The 16,756-nt window shown below is 70.9% G+C and carries 15 protein-coding genes; 2 read left to right on the forward strand and 13 right to left on the reverse strand.

What is annotated here, in order from left to right; translation table 11 throughout:
* Window positions 1-434: 434 nt before the first annotated feature.
* The 4 genes from OHA86_RS15205 to OHA86_RS15220 all read right to left on the reverse strand — a co-directional run bounded on the left by OHA86_RS15205 (window position 435) and on the right by OHA86_RS15220 (window position 3,482).
* Entirely contained in the window at window positions 435-956 is a 522-nt protein-coding gene (locus OHA86_RS15205; protein ID WP_329175793.1) for a GNAT family N-acetyltransferase, read from the reverse strand.
* 45 nt (window positions 957-1,001) lie between these two features.
* Window positions 1,002-2,165: an aminofutalosine synthase MqnE gene (gene mqnE, locus OHA86_RS15210; protein WP_329175796.1), complete on the reverse strand. Its 1,164-nt coding sequence runs from the start codon at window positions 2,163-2,165 to the stop codon at window positions 1,002-1,004.
* A 73-nt stretch (window positions 2,166-2,238) separates the two neighbouring features.
* Complete coding sequence (locus OHA86_RS15215) at window positions 2,239-2,694, reverse strand: Lrp/AsnC family transcriptional regulator (protein WP_329175798.1); 456 nt, start codon at window positions 2,692-2,694, stop codon at window positions 2,239-2,241.
* Between the two features lie 50 nt (window positions 2,695-2,744).
* Window positions 2,745-3,482: a UbiX family flavin prenyltransferase gene (locus OHA86_RS15220; protein WP_443054345.1), complete on the reverse strand. Its 738-nt coding sequence runs from the start codon at window positions 3,480-3,482 to the stop codon at window positions 2,745-2,747.
* A 215-nt stretch (window positions 3,483-3,697) separates the two neighbouring features.
* Here OHA86_RS15220 and OHA86_RS15225 point away from each other — a divergent pair, with 215 nt between their 5' ends.
* Together OHA86_RS15225 and OHA86_RS15230 are read left to right on the forward strand one after the other, a co-directional pair.
* Window positions 3,698-4,231: a rhomboid family intramembrane serine protease gene (locus OHA86_RS15225; RefSeq protein WP_329182415.1), complete on the forward strand. Its 534-nt coding sequence runs from the start codon at window positions 3,698-3,700 to the stop codon at window positions 4,229-4,231.
* 209 nt (window positions 4,232-4,440) lie between these two features.
* Window positions 4,441-5,673, forward strand: a complete 1,233-nt coding sequence (locus OHA86_RS15230; RefSeq protein ID WP_329175799.1) for a hypothetical protein — start codon at window positions 4,441-4,443, stop codon at window positions 5,671-5,673.
* A gap of 39 nt (window positions 5,674-5,712) precedes the next feature.
* On the opposite strand, the gene mqnP is transcribed toward OHA86_RS15230, so the two are convergent.
* The 9 genes from mqnP to hemL form a co-directional block, all read right to left on the reverse strand.
* Window positions 5,713-6,639 (reverse strand): menaquinone biosynthesis prenyltransferase MqnP, encoded by a 927-nt coding sequence (gene mqnP / locus OHA86_RS15235; protein ID WP_329175800.1) that lies wholly within the window; start codon window positions 6,637-6,639, stop codon window positions 5,713-5,715.
* Window positions 6,636-8,093, reverse strand: coding sequence for a menaquinone biosynthesis decarboxylase (locus OHA86_RS15240; RefSeq protein WP_329175801.1), 1,458 nt, complete (start codon window positions 8,091-8,093; stop codon window positions 6,636-6,638). Before OHA86_RS15240 ends, mqnP begins: the two co-directional genes overlap by 4 nt.
* A gap of 34 nt (window positions 8,094-8,127) precedes the next feature.
* Window positions 8,128-9,240: a c-type cytochrome biogenesis protein CcsB gene (ccsB, locus tag OHA86_RS15245; protein ID WP_329175804.1), complete on the reverse strand. Its 1,113-nt coding sequence runs from the start codon at window positions 9,238-9,240 to the stop codon at window positions 8,128-8,130.
* Complete coding sequence (gene resB / locus OHA86_RS15250; RefSeq protein ID WP_329175805.1) at window positions 9,237-10,931, reverse strand: cytochrome c biogenesis protein ResB; 1,695 nt, start codon at window positions 10,929-10,931, stop codon at window positions 9,237-9,239. The genes ccsB and resB overlap by 4 nt, the downstream gene beginning before the upstream one ends.
* 4 nt (window positions 10,932-10,935) lie before the next feature.
* Entirely contained in the window at window positions 10,936-11,712 is a 777-nt protein-coding gene (locus OHA86_RS15255; protein ID WP_329175807.1) for a cytochrome c biogenesis CcdA family protein, read from the reverse strand.
* 1 nt (window position 11,713) lies between these two features.
* Window positions 11,714-12,325 (reverse strand): TlpA family protein disulfide reductase, encoded by a 612-nt coding sequence (locus tag OHA86_RS15260; protein ID WP_329175809.1) that lies wholly within the window; start codon window positions 12,323-12,325, stop codon window positions 11,714-11,716.
* A gap of 103 nt (window positions 12,326-12,428) precedes the next feature.
* Window positions 12,429-13,712 carry a hypothetical protein gene (locus tag OHA86_RS15265; RefSeq protein ID WP_329175810.1) on the reverse strand — a complete coding sequence of 428 codons (1,284 nt, stop codon included), beginning with the start codon at window positions 13,710-13,712 and terminating at the stop codon, window positions 12,429-12,431.
* 907 nt (window positions 13,713-14,619) lie between these two features.
* On the reverse strand, window positions 14,620-15,306 hold the full coding sequence (locus OHA86_RS15270; protein WP_329175812.1) for a histidine phosphatase family protein: 687 nt from the start codon (window positions 15,304-15,306) through the stop codon (window positions 14,620-14,622).
* Complete coding sequence (gene hemL, locus OHA86_RS15275) at window positions 15,303-16,610, reverse strand: glutamate-1-semialdehyde 2,1-aminomutase (RefSeq protein WP_329175815.1); 1,308 nt, start codon at window positions 16,608-16,610, stop codon at window positions 15,303-15,305. The genes OHA86_RS15270 and hemL overlap by 4 nt, the downstream gene beginning before the upstream one ends.
* Between the last annotated feature and the right edge of the window lie 146 nt (window positions 16,611-16,756).

The raw sequence follows: 16,756 nt of genomic DNA on the forward strand, positions 1-16,756 counted from the left end.
GAGGAACTGCGCGCCCAGCCCCCACCCACCGTCACGTCCGGACGGACCGCACCACCCCAGGGGCGCGAGGAACGGCGCGCCCAGCCCACCACCCACGCGCGGGCCGCCACCGACCCGAAGGGTCTCCTCGGTCCGCCCCGGACCACCGGCCGGTGGTGGGTTGCTCGCGCAGTTCCCCGCGCCCCTGGTAGGCACCCCCTTACCGAAGGGGAACCGCAGAAGACCGCAGCCCAGGGGGCACCACCCCCCTGCCGAAGGGGAACCGCCAGACCCCCGCGCCCGGCGGAAGCGCACCCGCCGACGCAGCCAGCACCCCAGCCCTGCGCCGGCGGAAGCGCACCCGCCGACGCAGCCGGCACCCCCCAGGCCCGCGCCAGCGGAGGGGCACGGCTGGTCGCGGGGGCACCGCGAGGGACGGACGGCCTGGGGCGGAGTCACAGGACGCGGAGCATGATGATGTCGTCGCGGTCGTCACCCGGGGCGACCCGGATCGCGGCCGGCACCCGGCCGACCTCCTTGTAACCGCACGCGGAGTAAAAAGCGTCGGCCCCCGTGCCGCCCCGGCACGTGAGCCGTATCGCCTCGATACCGTGAAAGCCCCGGGCGACCCGCTCGACCGCCGCCATCAGAGTGCGGCCGTAGCCGCGCCCCTGGTGCCGCGGATGGACCATCACCGTGTAGACCCACAGCCAGTGCGTCATGAGCCGGTGGTCGTTGTACGCCAGGAAGGCCGTGGCCGCGACGCGGCCCTCCTCGTCGCGGCCGACGATCAGCCGCCGCTGCCCGGCCCCGACCGCGGCGAGCGACCGTTCGCAGTCGGGGCGGATGTCCTCGGGCGTGACGGGCGGCACGAAGCCGACCGCGCCGCCCGCGTTGGACACATCGGTCCACAGCGCGAGGATCCCCTCGCGCAACTCCTCGTCGACCGTCGGATCCAGCTCACACGTAAGGGTCATGCGAGCAGGGTAGCCATTACCCGAACCCGGGCGCCGTGGCCCGCGTCACACCCGCATCGGCTGCGGCGACTCCCGCCGCGACCCGTCCGGGCCGGGGTATTCGCGGATGATCTCGTAACGCGTGTTGCGCTCGACCGGGCGGAATCCCGCGTCCCTGATCAGGTCGAGGATGTCGTCCCGGGTGAGCTTGTTCGGCGTGCCGTAGTCGTCCGCGTCGTGGGTGATCTTGTACTCCACGACCGAGCCGTCCATGTCGTCGGCGCCGTGGTTCAGGGCGAGCTGGGCCGTGGACAGGCCGTGCATGACCCAGAAGACCTTGACGTGCGGCACGTTGTCGAAGAGCAGCCGGGAGACCGCGAAGGTCTTCAGGGCCTCGGCGCCGGTGGCCATCGTGGTGCGGGCCTGCAAGGTGTTGCGGACCTTGCCGTCCTTCATGTCCACGAAGTCGTGCTGGTAGCGCAGCGGGATGAAGACCTGGAAGCCGCCGGTCTCGTCCTGGAGCTCCCGCAGCCGCAGCACGTGGTCGACCCGGTGCCGGGGCTCCTCGATGTGGCCGTAGAGCATGGTCGAGGGCGTCTTGAGGCCCTTGGAGTGCGCCAGGCGGTGGATCCGCGACCAGTCCTCCCAGTGGGTGCGGTGGTCCACGATGTGCTGGCGCACCTCCCAGTCGAAGATCTCGGCGCCGCCGCCGGTCAGCGATTCCAGGCCGGCGTCGATCAGCTCGTCGAGGATGTCGGAGGCGGACAGGCCCGAGATGGTCTCGAAGTGGTGGATCTCGGTGGCGGTGAACGCCTTGAGCGACACCTGCGGCAGTGCTTCCTTGAGCGCCTTGAGCGAGCGCGGGTAGTAGCGCCACGGCAGCGTCGGGTGCAGGCCGTTGACGATGTGCAGCTCGGTGAGGCTGTCGGCCTCCATCGCCTTGGCCAGCCGGACGGCCTCCTCGATCCGCATCGTGTACGCGTCCTTCTCGCCCGGCTTGCGCTGGAAGGAGCAGTACGCGCACGAGGCGGTGCACACGTTCGTCATGTTCAGGTGCCGGTTGACGTTGAAGTGGACGACGTCACCGTTCTTCTGGGTGCGCACGTGGTGCGCGAGTCCGCCCAGCCATGCGAGATCGTCGGACTCGTAGAGGGCGATGCCGTCCTCCCGGGTCAGCCGCTCGCCGGCGTAGACCTTCTCCTCCAGCTCCCGCTTGAGCCCCGCGTCCATGCGCTCCTCCTCCTGCCGGGTCGAACCGGCTTCGACAGTACGCCCCCGGCCGTCGGCCGGGAGGTGCCCCCTCCTACGGCTCCTCGGGCAGCGCGCCGACCCGGTTCTCCCACTTGGTGGACAGCACGATCGTGGTACGGGTGCGGGCGACGCCCTTGGTGCCGGAGAGCCTGCGGATCGTGTGTTCGAGCCCGTCGACGTCGCCGACCCTGACCTTGAGCATGTACGAGTCGTCGCCGGCGATGAACCAGCAGTCCTCGATCTCGTCCAGGTCGCGCAGCCTGCCCGCCACGTCCTCGTGGTCGGCGGCGTCACTGAGCTGGAGTCCGACCAGGGCGGTCACGCCCAGGCCGAGGGCGGCGGGGGCGACCGTGGCACGGTAGCCGGTGATCACTCCGGCCTGTTCGAGGCGGTTGATGCGGTCGGTGACGCTGGGGCCCGACAGGCCCACCAGCCGGCCCAGTTCCGCGTACGACGCCCGGCCGTTCTCGCGCAACGCCTGGATGAGCTGTCTGTCCACCGCGTCCATCAGAAGGGACCCTCCCGTTCGTGCCACGACTGCGCTGTCTGGACACGAATCTAAGGCATGAACGGGTCCGCGCCCTGCGCATCTGCTCCCCCGGCTGCCGCCGCACCGGCCTCTTGCGCCGCCCGGCCCAGTTCCCCCTGCCAGCGGCGATACAGCTGGTGCGGTACGCCCGCCGCGTCCAGCACCCGGCCCGCGACGAAGTCGACCAGGTCCTGGATGTGCACCGCGCCGGTGTAGAAGGCCGGCGAGGCGGGCAGGACGACGGCCCCGGCGTCGTCGAGCGCCACCAGATGACGCAGCGTCTGGCCGCCGAGCGGGGTCTCCCGTACCGCGACGACCAGCGGCCGGCGCTCCTTGAGCGCGACGCTCGCCGCCCGCTGCAACAGGTCCTTGGACAGCCCGAGCGCCACCCCGGCCACGCAGGCGGTGCTGGCCGGCACGATCAGCATCCCCTTGCTGCGGTACGACCCCGAGGACGGCCCCGCGGCCAGGTCGCCGGCCGGCCAGTGGCGTACGCCCGACAGGTCGGCGGGCGGGTAGCGGTCGGCGGTGCCGTCGGCGCCGCGGGCCAGCAGCCGGTCCAGGTCCTCGCGCCAGTGGGCGTCACGGAAGCCGGCGCCGGTCTCGTCGAGCAGGGTGAGCCTGGCCGCCCTGCTGACCACCAGGTCGACGTCCTCGCCCGCGTGCAGCAGCCCGCGCAGCACCGCGGCGGCGTACGGCGTCCCCGAGGCCCCGGACACGCCGACCACCCAGGGGTTGCGCGCGCGGCCCTGCGCAATGTCGTCCACGCGGACGAGCGTAACCGGACCCGGGCAAAGCCGCCGAAGCGGGAACCGGGTACCGGCGGCGGGCGTTGTGCACGGTGGAAGGCACTGGAGTCAGGGGGGATTCGGTGGCATACGGACAGACCGCCGGCGGGGCCGCGCGACCACGCTCGGGCCTGCTCGACACGCTGACCTCCCCGCTGCGGGCCGGCGGCCGGGTGGCCGCGGCGGGGGCGCTGATGCTGGGCTGGCTCGCCCTGCTGTGGGCGATCGAGGGTGTGAACGCGCTGAGCGGCCAGCGGCTCGACACCTTCGGCATCACCCCGCGCAAGGGCAGCGAGCTGCTGGACATCGTCCCGGCCGCGTTCATGCACGTCGGCTTCGCGCACCTGGCGTCCAACAGCGTGCCGCTGCTCGTGCTGGGCTTCATCGCGGCGCTGCGCGGCATAGGCCGCTATCTCGCGGTGGCCGTGACCATCATGATCATCAGCGGCCTCGGGGTGTGGCTGATCGCCCCCGCGCACACCACCACGCTGGGCGCGTCGGGTCTGATCTTCGGCCTGTTCGGCTATCTACTGAGCCGCGGCTTCGTGGACCGGCGACCGCTGGACGTCATCGTGGGCCTGATCGTCGGCGTGCTCTACGGCTCGATCCTGTGGGGCGTGGTGCCGTCCGCCAACGGGGTGTCCTGGCAGGCACATCTGTTCGGGCTGGTCGGCGGCGTGGTCGCCGCGTTCCTCTTCCGGGAGCGCACGGTCGCGGTGTCCGCCTGAGCCCCCTCCCCGAGCCCCGGTCCTTGAAGTCCCGCACCTGAGCCCCTTAGTTGCCGCCTTCCGGCAACGCCGGTCACGACAAGTCAGCCGGAAACCCCCAGGAGATCACAGCATCCGCACAGTTACGCTGCTCCTGTCAGTCCGACACGGCCCCCCACACCGTTTTCCGCGACCCCGTCGCGGCTTCCAAGGAGTTCGCCATCATCACCATGCGCAAGGGTCTCGTCGCCGCCGGAGTGGTAGCGCTGATAACCAGCGGGGCGGCCGCGTGCGGCACCGATGAGCCCAGCACCCCTCAGGGCAAGGTCACCAACGCCTTCACCAAGCTCGGCGAGCAGAAGTCGGTGACGCTCGGCCTCTCCTTCGACGGCACGCCGGACCAGATCTTCGCGGCGCTCAAGGACCAGGACGACTTCAAGCGCGCCGACGCCGACATGCTCGCCGGACTGCACGTGACGACGTCGCTGAGCGCGGACAAGGCGCTCGCCGAGGTCAAGGGCGACGACAAGGGCAGCGCGTTCGGCCTCGAAGTGGCCGGCGGCGGCACCGGCGGCAAGGCGGGCAAGACACTGGTCGGCCTGCGGTCGGTGGACCAGAAGCTCTACGTCCGGGTCGACATCAAGGGCCTCGCGGCGCTGGACACCTCGGGCGACGCCGGCCTGTCCGACCTCGACGGCATGCTGGGCTCGGTCGACGACCTGCCGTCGTCCTTCAACTCGGTCAAGACGCTCGCCAAGGGCGGCTGGGTGTCGATCGACGCCAAGGCATTCGCGGACTTCGCCAAAACCCTGGGCGACGACAAGGACTCGGCCGGCGCCGGCGGTTCGGACGGCGCCGACGACCCGGCGGGCGCCGACGACTCCCCGCTCAGCGGCTTCGGCCTGCCCACCGACCTGCCGACCGCGCTGCCGACCGACCTCGGGCACAAGACCTTCGCCCAACTGCTCGCGCCGCTCCAGCAGTCGCTGACCAAGAACGCGAAGATCACCGACCTCGGCTCGAAGGACGGCGCCGACCACCTCAAGGTCGCCGTGCCGGCCAAGCCGTTCGCCGACGACCTCAAGAAGAGCATGGGCTCGCTGGCCGGCGACCTGCCCGGCTCGCTGCAGGACAGCCTCAACGACGTGCCCAACAAGGTGGTGGCGCTCGACCTCGCCATCAAGGACGGCAAGCTCACCCACCTGACCGTGGACCTCGCGCAGTTCGACGACTCGATCCACGGCAAGCTGCCGCTCGACCTGTCCGTCGAGGGCGGCGCGGACCCGGTGAGCGCCCCCTCGGGCGCCCAGACGCTCAACCCGCAGGACCTGATGGGCCTGGTGATGACGCAGCTGGGCGACATGGGCGAGGACGACTCCTCGGGCGCCGGCACGGCCAAGCACACCGACAAGCCGTTCGACAGCCTGAGCCTGGACCTCGGCGGGCTCGACGCCGACCAGTGAGCCGCTGACCCGTACGACCCCCGCGCGCGGCCCGGCGACTCAGTTGCCGAGGCCGCGCGCGAGCAGGTCGAGGAGCGCGAAGACGAAGAGCGTGATGCCGATCACGCCGTTGACCGTGAAGAAGGCCCGGTTGAGCCGGCTCAGGTCGTGCGGCCGTACGATCGAGTGCTCGTAGAGGAAGGCGCCGCCGACCACCGCGAGGCCCGCCCACCAGAAGCCGCCCGCGTCCGTGGCCGCCCCGTACCAGACCAGCAGGGCCGTGGTGACGGCGTGGCAGACCCGGGCGCCGTGGAGGGCGGCCGGGATGCCGAAGCGGGCGGGCACCGACTTCACGCCGTGCGCCCGGTCGGCGGCCACGTCCTGGCAGCCGAAGATCAGGTCGAAGCCGCCGATCCACACCCCGACCGCGAGGCCGAGTATCACCGCGTCCCACGACCAGGACCCGGTCACCGCCAGCCACGCCCCGATCGGGCCCATCGCCTGTGCCACGCCCAGGATCGCGTGCGGGAAGTCGGTGAAGCGCTTGCCGTAGGGGTAGACCACCATCGGCACCACCGCGACCGGCGCGAGCGCCAGGCACAGCGGGTTGAGGAGCGCGGCTGCCCCCAGGAAGACCACCAGGGCGATCAGCGCGCCGGTCCACGCGGACCGTACCGACAGGGCGCCGGTGACCAGTTCACGGGTCGCGGTGCGCGGGTTGCGGGCGTCGATCTCGCGGTCGATGATCCGGTTGCAGGCCATCGCGAAGGTGCGCAGGCCCACCATCGCCACCGTGATCAGCAGCAGTTCGACCCAGTGCACATGCCCGTCGTCGCGGAACATCGCGGTGAGGGCGGCGATGTAGGCGAAGGGCAGCGCGAAGATCGAGTGTTCGATCATCACCAGCCGCAGGAAGGCCTTGACCCGGCGGTCGGGACCGGGCTGCGGTCGGACGAGGTCGGGGGTGGTGGCGGATTCCGCACTCACAGGCCGTACTCCCTCCATCGGCGGTCGACCTTCGCCGCCGTCTGCGGGTCGGAGAGCACCATCTCCGGCCAGCCCCCGTCCCGCGTGTAGCCCTCCTCGGGCAGTTTGCGGGTCGCGTCGATGCCCGCCTTGCCGCCCCAGAACTGCTGGTACGAGGCGTGGTCGAGGTGGTCGACAGGTCCTTCCACGACGGTCAGGTCGCGGGAGTAGTCGGTGTTGCCCAGCGCCCGCCAGGCGACCTCGTGCAGGTCGTGGACGTCGCAGTCGGCGTCGACGACCACGATCAGCTTGGTGAGCGACATCATGTGCGCGCCCCAGATCGCGTGCATCGTCTTCTGCGCGTGCTTGGGGTACTTCTTGTCGATCGAGACGATCGCGCAGTTGTGGAAGCCGCCCGCCTCCGGCAGGTGGTAGTCCACGATGTCCGGCACGATGATCTTGAGCAGCGGCAGGAAGAAGCGCTCGGTGGCCCGCCCCAGCGGACCGTCCTCGGTCGGCGGCCGGCCGACCACGATCGACTGGAACAGCGGGCGCTTGCGCATCGTCACGCAGTCGATGGTGAGCGCGGGGAAGGGCTCCTGCGGGGTGTAGAAGCCGGTGTGGTCGCCGAACGGCCCCTCGGGCAGCGTCTTGCCCGGCTCCAGCCAGCCCTCGATCACCACCTCGGCCTGGGCCGGCACCTGGAGCGGCACGGTCTTGCAGTCCACCAGCTCCACCCGCCTGCCCTGCACGAAGCCGGCGAAGAGGTATTCGTCGATGTCGCCGGGCAGTGGCGCGGTCGCGGCATAGGTGACGGCGGGCGGGCAGCCGAAGGCGATGGCCACCGGCAGCCGCTCGCCGCGCCGCTGGGCCACCTGGTAGTGGTTGCGGCTGTCCTTGTGGATCTGCCAGTGCATGCCGATGGTGCGCCGGTCGTGCCGCTGCAGCCGGTAGAGGCCCAGATTGCGTACGCCGCTCTCCGGGTCCTTGGTGTGGGTCAGGCCCAGGTTGAAGAACGACCCGCCGTCCTGCGGCCAGGTGAACAGCGCGGGCAGCGCGTCAAGGTCGACGTCGTCACCGGTGAGCACGACCTCCTGCACCGGCGCGTCGCCCGCCTTGACCTTCTTCGGCGGCACGTGCACCATCCCGGCCAGCTTCCCGAAGGCCTCCCGCACCCCGACGAAGCCGTGCGGCAGTTCGGGCCTGAGCAGCCCGGCGATCTTCTCGCCGATGTCGGTGTACGCCTTCAGGCCGAGCGCCTTGAGCATCCGCCGGTCGGTGCCGTAGACATTCATCGCCAGCGGCGCGACCGAGCCCCGCACGTTCTCGAAGAGGAGTGCGGGGCCGCCGGACTTGTTCACCCGGTCGGTGATCTCGCCGACCTCCAGGTACGGGTCGACCTCGGCGGTGATCCGCCGCAGGTCGCCCTCCTTCTCCAGCGCCCGGAGGAACGAGCGGAGATCGTCGTAAGCCATGGCGCCAGTCTCGCATCCCGCTCCGACAGCTTCGTCAGACCCCGGCGTAGGAGTGCTTGCCGCTGACGAAGATGTTCACGCCGTAGTAGTTGAACAGGAAGCAGCCGAAGGCGATCAGCGCCAGATACGCGGCCTTGCGGCCCTTCCAGCCGGCCGTGGCGCGCGCGTGCAGGTAGCAGGCGTAGGCGACCCAGGTGATGAACGCCCAGGTCTCCTTCGGGTCCCAGCCCCAGTAGCGGCCCCAGGCGGCCTGCGCCCAGATCGCGCCAGCGATGATGGTGAAGGTCCACAGCGGGAAGACCAGCGCGTTCATCCGGTAGGCGAACTTGTCCAGGCTCGCCGCGGACGGCAGCCGCCGCATGATGTCGCCCCAGCGGCCGTCGCTCGCCCTGCCCGCGGTCACCGCGACCTCGTAGTGGTCGCGGAAGAGGAAGAGCAGCGTCCCGACCGCGGCCAGGTAGAAGATCGCGCCGGAGATGATCGCGCACGACACGTGGATCCACAGCCAGTACGAGTGCAGCGCCGGCACCAGCTGCTCGCTGGAGGTGTAGAGCACCGACAGGGCCAGGCCCAGGTCCAGCAGCACCGAGGTGGTCAGGAACAGCCCGATCCAGCGCACGTCCTTCTTGAGCGCCAGCAGCAGCAGGTACGCGCCGACGGCGACCGCGCCGAAGGTGGTGGAGAACTCGTACATGTTGCCCCAGGGGGCGCGCTGCACGGAGGCCGCGCGGAAGGCGACGCCCGAGGCGTGCAGCAGCCAGGCCAGCACGGTGAAGGACACCGCGATCCGGCCGTAGAGGTCGCCCTTCTCGTTGCCGCCCGCCGCGCCGGGGCCGTCCGCGATGCCGCGGTCGCTGGCCGAGGCGCGGGTGACGACCTTGGGGCGCTCCAGGGTGACCGTGCCGCCGGTCGCCGTCTTGACGGTGACCTGCTGGGCCGCCTTCTGCTTGGCCGCCTCGGCCTCGGCCTCCTTGGCCTCCGCCTCGGCGATCAGCGCCGCGGACTGCACGGCGATCTTGCTGCGCCCGCCGAAGACCCACTCCGCCAGGTGCGCGAGGAAGGCGAGGGCGTAGACGAACATCGCCGAGCGGATCAGATAGTTGCTGTAGTTCGCGAAGTTCTCGTTGACCGCGGCAGCGATGTTCACGCGCGCGCTCCTTCGTCGTCGTTCACGGCTGGGGTCTCGGATTCCGGTGGTGGTGCCTCGTCGTCCGGTGTGACGGGGGCGTCCGGCAGCAGTTGCAGCGCCACGTCGCCGATCTCGTCGGCGATCCGCGCGGACTCGCTGCGGCCCAGGCCGCCCATCTCGACGACGGTGACACCGTCCTCGGCGCGGACCGCGCGCACCCAGATCCTGCGGCGCTGGATGAACAGCGAGCCCGCCAGGCCCAGGATCGCGCCGACCCCGCTGATCAGCGCGGCCTCGTTGCCCGACTGGTGGGAGATGGTGAAGCTGGCCCAGGTCTTGATGCCGTCGAAGGTGAGGCTGCCCGCGCCGTCGGGCAGCTCCATCGTGTCACCGACCTTCATGGCCTTGCTGAACGGCTGGCCGTCGGCGTCCTGGAACTGCTTCATGTGCGTGGCGTCGAGCTGGTACACGTTCTGCGCGATGCCGGCGTCCATGCCGAGGTCGCCGTGGAAGGCGTTCAGGATCAGCGCCGGGTACTGGAGGGTCGGGAAGGACGAGTGCGGGCCGTTCTTGGCGTCCAGGGCGAAGGTCGGGGTGAAGATGCCGCGGAAGCCCAGCGCGTCCGGCTTGCCGTCCTTGCCGATGGCGTCGGGCGCCTTGATGACGCCGATCGAGGTGAGGGCGGTGTCCTGCGGCAGGAACGGCACGATCGCGCGGGTCACATTGCCCTTGGCGTCCTTGATCGTGACGACCGGCGCGTAGCCGTGCGAGATCAGGTAGACCTTCTCGCCGCCGATGCTCAGCGGGTGGTTGACGGAGATCTCGCCCTTGACGGCCTTGCTGTCGTCGGCGCCCTCGTAGGAGTGGATGTTGGCGCGGAATTGGAGCGCGGTGCCCTTCTCCGGGCCGCTCGTGGCGTACTTCGAGTCGAAGCTGTCCAGGTGGAAGCCGAAGGGCTGGAGATCGTCGGCGCCGTAAAGGGTGCCGCCGCCGAAGTCGTCGTACTGGGTGAGGTTGTTGACGAAGCCGTCGCCCTCGACGATCAGCTTGCCGCCCTCGGCCTTCTGGAGCGAGGTCAGCGCGAACGCGATCAGCAGCCCGAACAGCGAGATGTGGAAGACCAGGTTGCCGAACTCCCGCAGATAGCCCTTCTCGCCGGCCACCGAGGTCTCGCTGACGCTGGTACGGAACCTGCGCCCGCGCAGCGCCTTGCGGGCCGCCTCGGTCACCTCCTCGGGGCTCGCGTCGGTGCGCCAGGTGCTGTACGCGGGCAGCCGGGTCAGATGGCGCGGGGCGCCCGGCGGCCGGGAGCGCAACTGGCCGACGAACTGCCAGCTGCGCGGCACGATGCAGCCCGCGAGCGAGATGAACAGCAGGATGTAGATCGCCGAGAACCACGGCGAGCTGTAGACGTGGAAGAGGCCGACCCGGTCGTAGAACGGGCTGACCGTGGGGTGCTTGACCTTGAAGGCGGCGACCTTGAGCTGGTCGCTGTGCTGCGGGATCAGCGAGCCGGGGATCGCCGCGAGCGACAGCAGGAACAGCAGGATCAGGGCGACCCGCATCGAGGTGAGCTGCCGCCACATCCAGCGCGTCCAGCCCAGTACACCGAGCGCGGGCGCCTCGGCGAAGGTGTCCGCCGGTGCCGTGCTGAGCTGCGCGCCTGCCGCGCCCAGCCCTTCGCGCTCGGTTTTCTCCGTGATGCTCATGGGTTCAGACCCCTGTGGTGAAGCTGCTCGACCAGATCTGCATCTGGTAGGTGATGTGATCCCAGACGCCGGTCAGCAACAGGACACCGACCGCGACGAGCATGCTGCCGCCGGCCCTGATGACCCACACGTAGTGGCGCTTGACCCACGCGAAGGCGCCCAGCGTACGGCGGAAAGCTATGGCCGCCACGATGAACGGCGCCCCGAGGCCCGCGCAGTAGAAGGCCATCAGCACGGCGCCGCGCACCGCGCTGGCGTCGTTGAAGGCCAGCGCGTTGAGCGCGCCCAGGGTCGGGCCGACGCAGGGCGTCCAGCCGAGCCCGAACAGCACGCCGAGCAGCGGCGCCCCCGCGAGGCCCACCGCGGGCCTGGTGTGGAAGCGGAATTCGCGCTGGGTGAGCCCGCCGACGATGCCCATGAAAGCCAGGCCGAGCACGATGGTGAGCGCCCCGAAGATCTTCGTCAGACCCTGGCGGTGGACTTGCAGGGTCTCCCCGAAGTTGCCGAACAGCGCGCCGCCCGAAACGAAGACCGCGCTGAACCCGAGGACGAACAGCGACGCGCCCGCCAGCATCCTGCCCCGCCTGGCGTCGGCCAGGTCCGTGCCCGCCATCCCCGTGACGTACGACAGGTAGCCGGGCACCAGCGGCAGCACGCAGGGCGAGAAGAACGAGATCAGACCGGCGAACATCGCGATCGGTATCGCGGCCAGCAGCGCCCCGGTGAGCACCGTCTGGTTCTCGCCGGCCGCCAGGACCATCAGCGCGCCATTGCCGCCCATGTCACCGCTCCGCCGCGATCGGGTCGACGAGCGTGTTCAGGTCCTCTTCGCTGAGCGGCTTGAGCGCCCGGGCCGCGACCCGGCCCTGCCGGTCGATGACCAGCGTGGCCGGCAGGGTCTGCGGATTGACGCTGCCCCGGGGGAACCGCAGGATCAGCTTGCCGTACGGGTCGTACAGGTTCGGGTAGGTGATGCCGAACCGCTTCTCGAAGCTGGCGGCGTTGGAGGGGTCCAGGTCACGGGTGTTGATGCCGAGGAACTGCACGCCCTTGGCCGCGTCGGCGGCGGCGACCTTCGCCAGGTTCGGCGCCTCGGCCCGGCAGGGCGGGCACCAGGAGCCCCAGATGTTGACGACGACGACCTTGCCCTTGTACGCCGCCAGGCTGTCCTGCCCGCCCGCCACCGTCTTGCCGGACAGCTCGGGAGCCGGTTTGCGGTCGGCGGCCTTGACCAGGGTGATCTCGCCGCTGCCGCTGACGAAGTTGGAGCTGCCGGTGCCGGAGCCGGTGGACGACGACGAGCAGGCGGCGAGCGTCAGCGCCGCGACGGCGGCGCCGGCCAGTGCCGCGGCACTGCGGGGCGCGCGGCGTCGGGAGGCGCGGGTAGGACTCATGTGAAAAGTTTCGCATGAGCCCTCCGCCGATCTTCCACACCCCCGACACCGGCACCAAAAGCGGCAATCGCCCCAAGTAAGGACCAGGTGATCGCGGCCGGGTTCAGGCGACCGCGGCCGACGACGGTGTGGTGGAGGCGGGCACCGGGGCCGGCAGGGTCATGAAGCCCTTCCAGCCCTGCGCCGGCCGCTGGCCGACCTCCAGCGTCCGCAGCCGGTCGAGCAGCGCCGGGTCCTGCGCGTCCAGCCAGTCCACGAACTGCCGGAAGGACACCATGCGTACGTCGCCGTGCCCGGCGCCGGCGATGTACGTGAACGCGTCCTCGACGGCGTCCATGTAGATCCCGCCGTTCCACTGCTCGAAGTGGTTGCCGATGTAGAAGGGCGCCCGGTTGGTCTGGTATGCCCGCTCGAACCCCGCGATGTACGACGCCGTGGCCTGCTGGCGCCAGTACGGGTAGTTGCGCGGGTCGCTGCTGGTCGCCGCGTGCGACTGGTTGGCCAGCATGTTGTAGTCCATCGACAGCACTTCGAAGGTGTGCCCGGGGAAGGGGATGAGCTGCAGCGGCAGGTCCCACACGCCCTGCTTCTTCGACGGCCACACCTGGTTGCCGCCCGGCGAGCTGGCGTCGTAGCGCCAGCCGAGCGCGCTCGCGGTCGGCAGCAGGTTCTCCTGCCCGAGCAGGCACGGGGTACGGCCGCCGATCAGCTCCTTCTCGTAGTCGAAGGGCAGCGGCTCCTCCTCGTGCCAGCCCGTCTGCGTCTTCCAGGAGGTCACGAAGGCCTTCGCCTGGTCGATCTCGCTCTTCCAGTCCGCCGGGGTCCAGCGGCCGACGCTCCCGGCGCCGGCGCAGAAGTGGCCGTTGAAGTGGGTGCCGATCTCGTGGCCCTCCTGCCAGGCCCGCCGGATGTTGTCCAGCGTCATCCGCAGGTGGTCGTCGGCGAGGTAGCCGATGTCGGAGGCGCCCAGCGGGCTGTTCGGCGGCGCGTACTGGAGCTTCTTGGCCTCCGGCAGCAGATAGAGCCCGCTCAGGAAGAAGGTCATGGACACGCCGTGGTCGGCGGCGAGCTTGCGGAAGCGGGGGAAGAGGCCGTTGCCGACCTCGCCGGCGCCGTCCCAGGAGAAGATCACGAACTGCGGCGGGGTCTGCCCCGGCTCCAGCCGGTCCACGGCGGGCTGGTTCGGCTGCTTCCCGGTGTGCGCGGTCGACCCGTCCCCGATCAGCGTCACCGTCTTCGCCGGGCCGTGCGCCCCGCTGGCCCCCGAGGGCTCACCCGTCCGCTCGGTACCCCCGCCCGAGTCCCCGGCCCCGCACCCCGCGACGGCCAGCCCGGCCGCCGCCCCCGCCGTCGCCGTCAGCAGACTCCTTCGGCTCATCCGACTCATCGTGATCCCCGTCTCTCGGCGTGCGTGCCGTGCGGCTGAGGCGGGCGGAAGTGTGGACGCCCACCATGACGTCCACTCGTTCCTCACGATTAGTCTTATTTTGGTCAAATCATCTAAACGCCACCCAACCGGCCCCCCGCAATCCCCCCTCCGGGGGTCCCTCCCCGGCAGGCGCCGAGCCCTTCCCGCGGGTTGCCCTCCACGCCAGAGCCGAGCCCCTCCCCAGGGGCGCGAGGAACGGCGCGCGCAGCCACGACGCACCGTCGTGTGACGACCACCGCCACCACCCCAGGGGCGCGAGGAACGGCGCGAGCAACCCACCACCCACCGTCACGCGACGGAGCACCGCCACCACCCCAGGGGCGCGAGGAACCGCGCGCCCAGCCCCCACCCACCGTCACGTACGAACGCACCGCACACCCCCAGGGGCGCGAGGAACGGCGCGAGGAACCCCCACCGGGGACGCGGGTCGCCACCGACCCAAAGGGGCTGTTGCTGTCGCATCCGGACCACCGGCCGGTGACCGGCTGAGCGCGCAGTTCCCCGCGCCCCCCGGTAGGGACCCCCCTACGCGCAGGCACCGCAGAAGCACCGCAGCCCAGGGCGCACCCCCCTGCCGAAGGGAACCGCACACCCCCGCGCCCGGGGAAGGCGCACCCCCCTGCCGAAGGGAACCGCACACCCCCGCGCCCGGGGAAGGCGCACCCCCCTGCCGAAGGGAACCGCACACCCCCGCGCCCGGGGAAGGCGCACCCCCCTGCCGAAGGGAACCGCACATCCCCGCGCCCGGGGGAGGCGTACCCCCGGACGCAGCGGCAGCCCCAGCCCCGCGCCAGCGGAAGGGCGCCCCCTGCCGCAGGGGAGGACGGAAACCCCGCGCCCGGGGGTACGGGGCTAAGGCCCTGGACTACTTACCGGCGGAGCCAATGGGCTTGGGCACACCCCCACGAAGGTGCGCCGGCACAAGATCGATCGCCGGCTCCGCATAACCGACGGAGACAATCGCATCGCCCCGATACGTGAAGCTCGTCACGCTGGCCAGCGTGCACTGCCGCCGCCGCGGATCGTGCCAGAGCCGGCGCCGCTCCGCGTAGGAGCGGATCACCCAGATCGGCAGCTGGTGGCTGACGCACACCGCCTCGTGCCCCCTGGCCGCGTCCCGCGCGGCCCCCAACGCCGCCGACATCCGCACGACCTGGTCGATGTACGGCTCGCCCCAGCTCGGGCGGAAGGGATTGGTCAGGTACTTCCAGTTGGCCGGCTTGCGCAGCGCCCCGTCGCCGACCCCGAAGGTCTTGCCGGCGAAGACGTTGGCCGCCTCGATGAGCCGCTCGTCCTTCGCGAGGTCGAGGCCGTGCGCCTCGGCAATAGGTGTCGCCGTCTCCTGGGCGCGTTCGAGCGGCGACGCGACGACGTACGCGATGTCGCGCTGCGCGAGGTGCTCGGCGACCCGGTCGGCCATCTTCCGGCCCAGCTCGGACAGGTGGTAGCCGGGCGCCCTGCCGTAGAGGATCCCGCCGGGGTTGTGGACCTCGCCGTGCCGCACGACGTGCACCACGGTCAATTCATCGCTGCCGGAACTGCCGGAATTCATGCGTGGGCCTCCGCTGCGGCACGTGCGGCGGCGGGCAGCGCGGCGGCGATACGCTCCACGGCCCGCTCGTCGTGTGCGGTCGACACGAACCAGGACTCGAAGGCCGACGGGGGCACGTACACGCCCTGCGCCAGCATCGAGTGGAAGAACGGGGTGAAGCGGTACGCCTCCTGCCGCTTGGCCGCCTCGAAGTCACGGACCTCCTCGTCCGTGAAGAAGACGGAGAACATACTGCCCGCCCGCTGGAGCCGGTGCGCGACCCCCTCCTTGCTGAGCGCCGCCGTCAGCAGCGCCTGGATCTCGGCCGAGACCGCGTCCACCGCCGCATAGGCCGCGTCGTCCAGCAGCCGCAGCTGCGCCAGGCCGGCCGCGGTCGCCACCGGGTTACCCGACAGGGTGCCGGCCTGGTAGACCGGGCCGACCGGGGCGAGCTGCGCCATGACGTCGGCGCGCCCGCCGAAGGCCGCCGCGGGGAAGCCGCCGCCCATGACCTTGCCGAAGGTCATCAGGTCGGGGCGTACGCCGTCGAGCCCGTACCAGCCGGCCTTGCTGACCCGGAAGCCGGTCATGACCTCGTCGGAGACGAAGAGCGCCCCGTCGGCCGCGCACAGTTCCTTGAGCCCGGCGTTGAAGCCGTCGCGGGGCGGGACGACGCCCATGTTGCCGGGCGACGCCTCGGTGATGACGCAGGCGATCTGCCCGGGGTGCGCGGCGAACGCGGCCCGTACCGCGTCCAGGTCGTTGTACGGCAGCACGATCGTGTCGCCGGTCTGCGCGCCGGTCACCCCGGGGGTGTCGGGCAGCCCGAAGGTGGCGAGCCCGGAACCGGCGGCGGCCAGCAGCGCGTCCACATGGCCGTGGTAGCACCCCGCGAACTTGACCACCTTGGCCCGCCCGGTGAAGCCGCGGGCCAGCCGGATCGCCGACATCGTCGCCTCGGTGCCCGACGACACCAGCCGCACCTGGTCCAGCGGTTCGACCCTGGCCACCATTTCCTCGGCCAGCGCGACCTCGCCTTCACTGGGCGTGCCGAAGGACGTACCATGTGTCACCGCGGCCTGTACGGCCGCGATCACCTCGGGGTGCGCGTGGCCGAGGATCATCGGCCCCCACGAGCAGACCAGGTCCACGTACTCCCGACCGTCGGCATCGGTCAGGTACGGACCGGTACCGGACACCATGAAACGGGGCGTACCACCCACGGCACGGAAAGCCCGCACCGGAGAGTTCACGCCTCCTGGCGTCACGGCCGCCGCTCGGTCGAAGAGTTCCTGGGACACTGGTGCTTCGTACGGATAGCTCACGGATACATGCTCTCAAACCCCGGGCGTTGCGCCACAACGTCTCAACCGTGCATCTGACACGATGATCGGGTTGCATGGTTGGGGCGGCAGATGGTCGGGTAGTGGAATGCAGCAGCGGGGTGACGGTCCGGGCGAGGGACCGGGAG

Origin of the sequence: Streptomyces sp. NBC_01477 (assembly GCF_036227245.1) — a bacterium.
Taxonomy (GTDB): Bacteria; Actinomycetota; Actinomycetes; order Streptomycetales; family Streptomycetaceae; genus Actinacidiphila.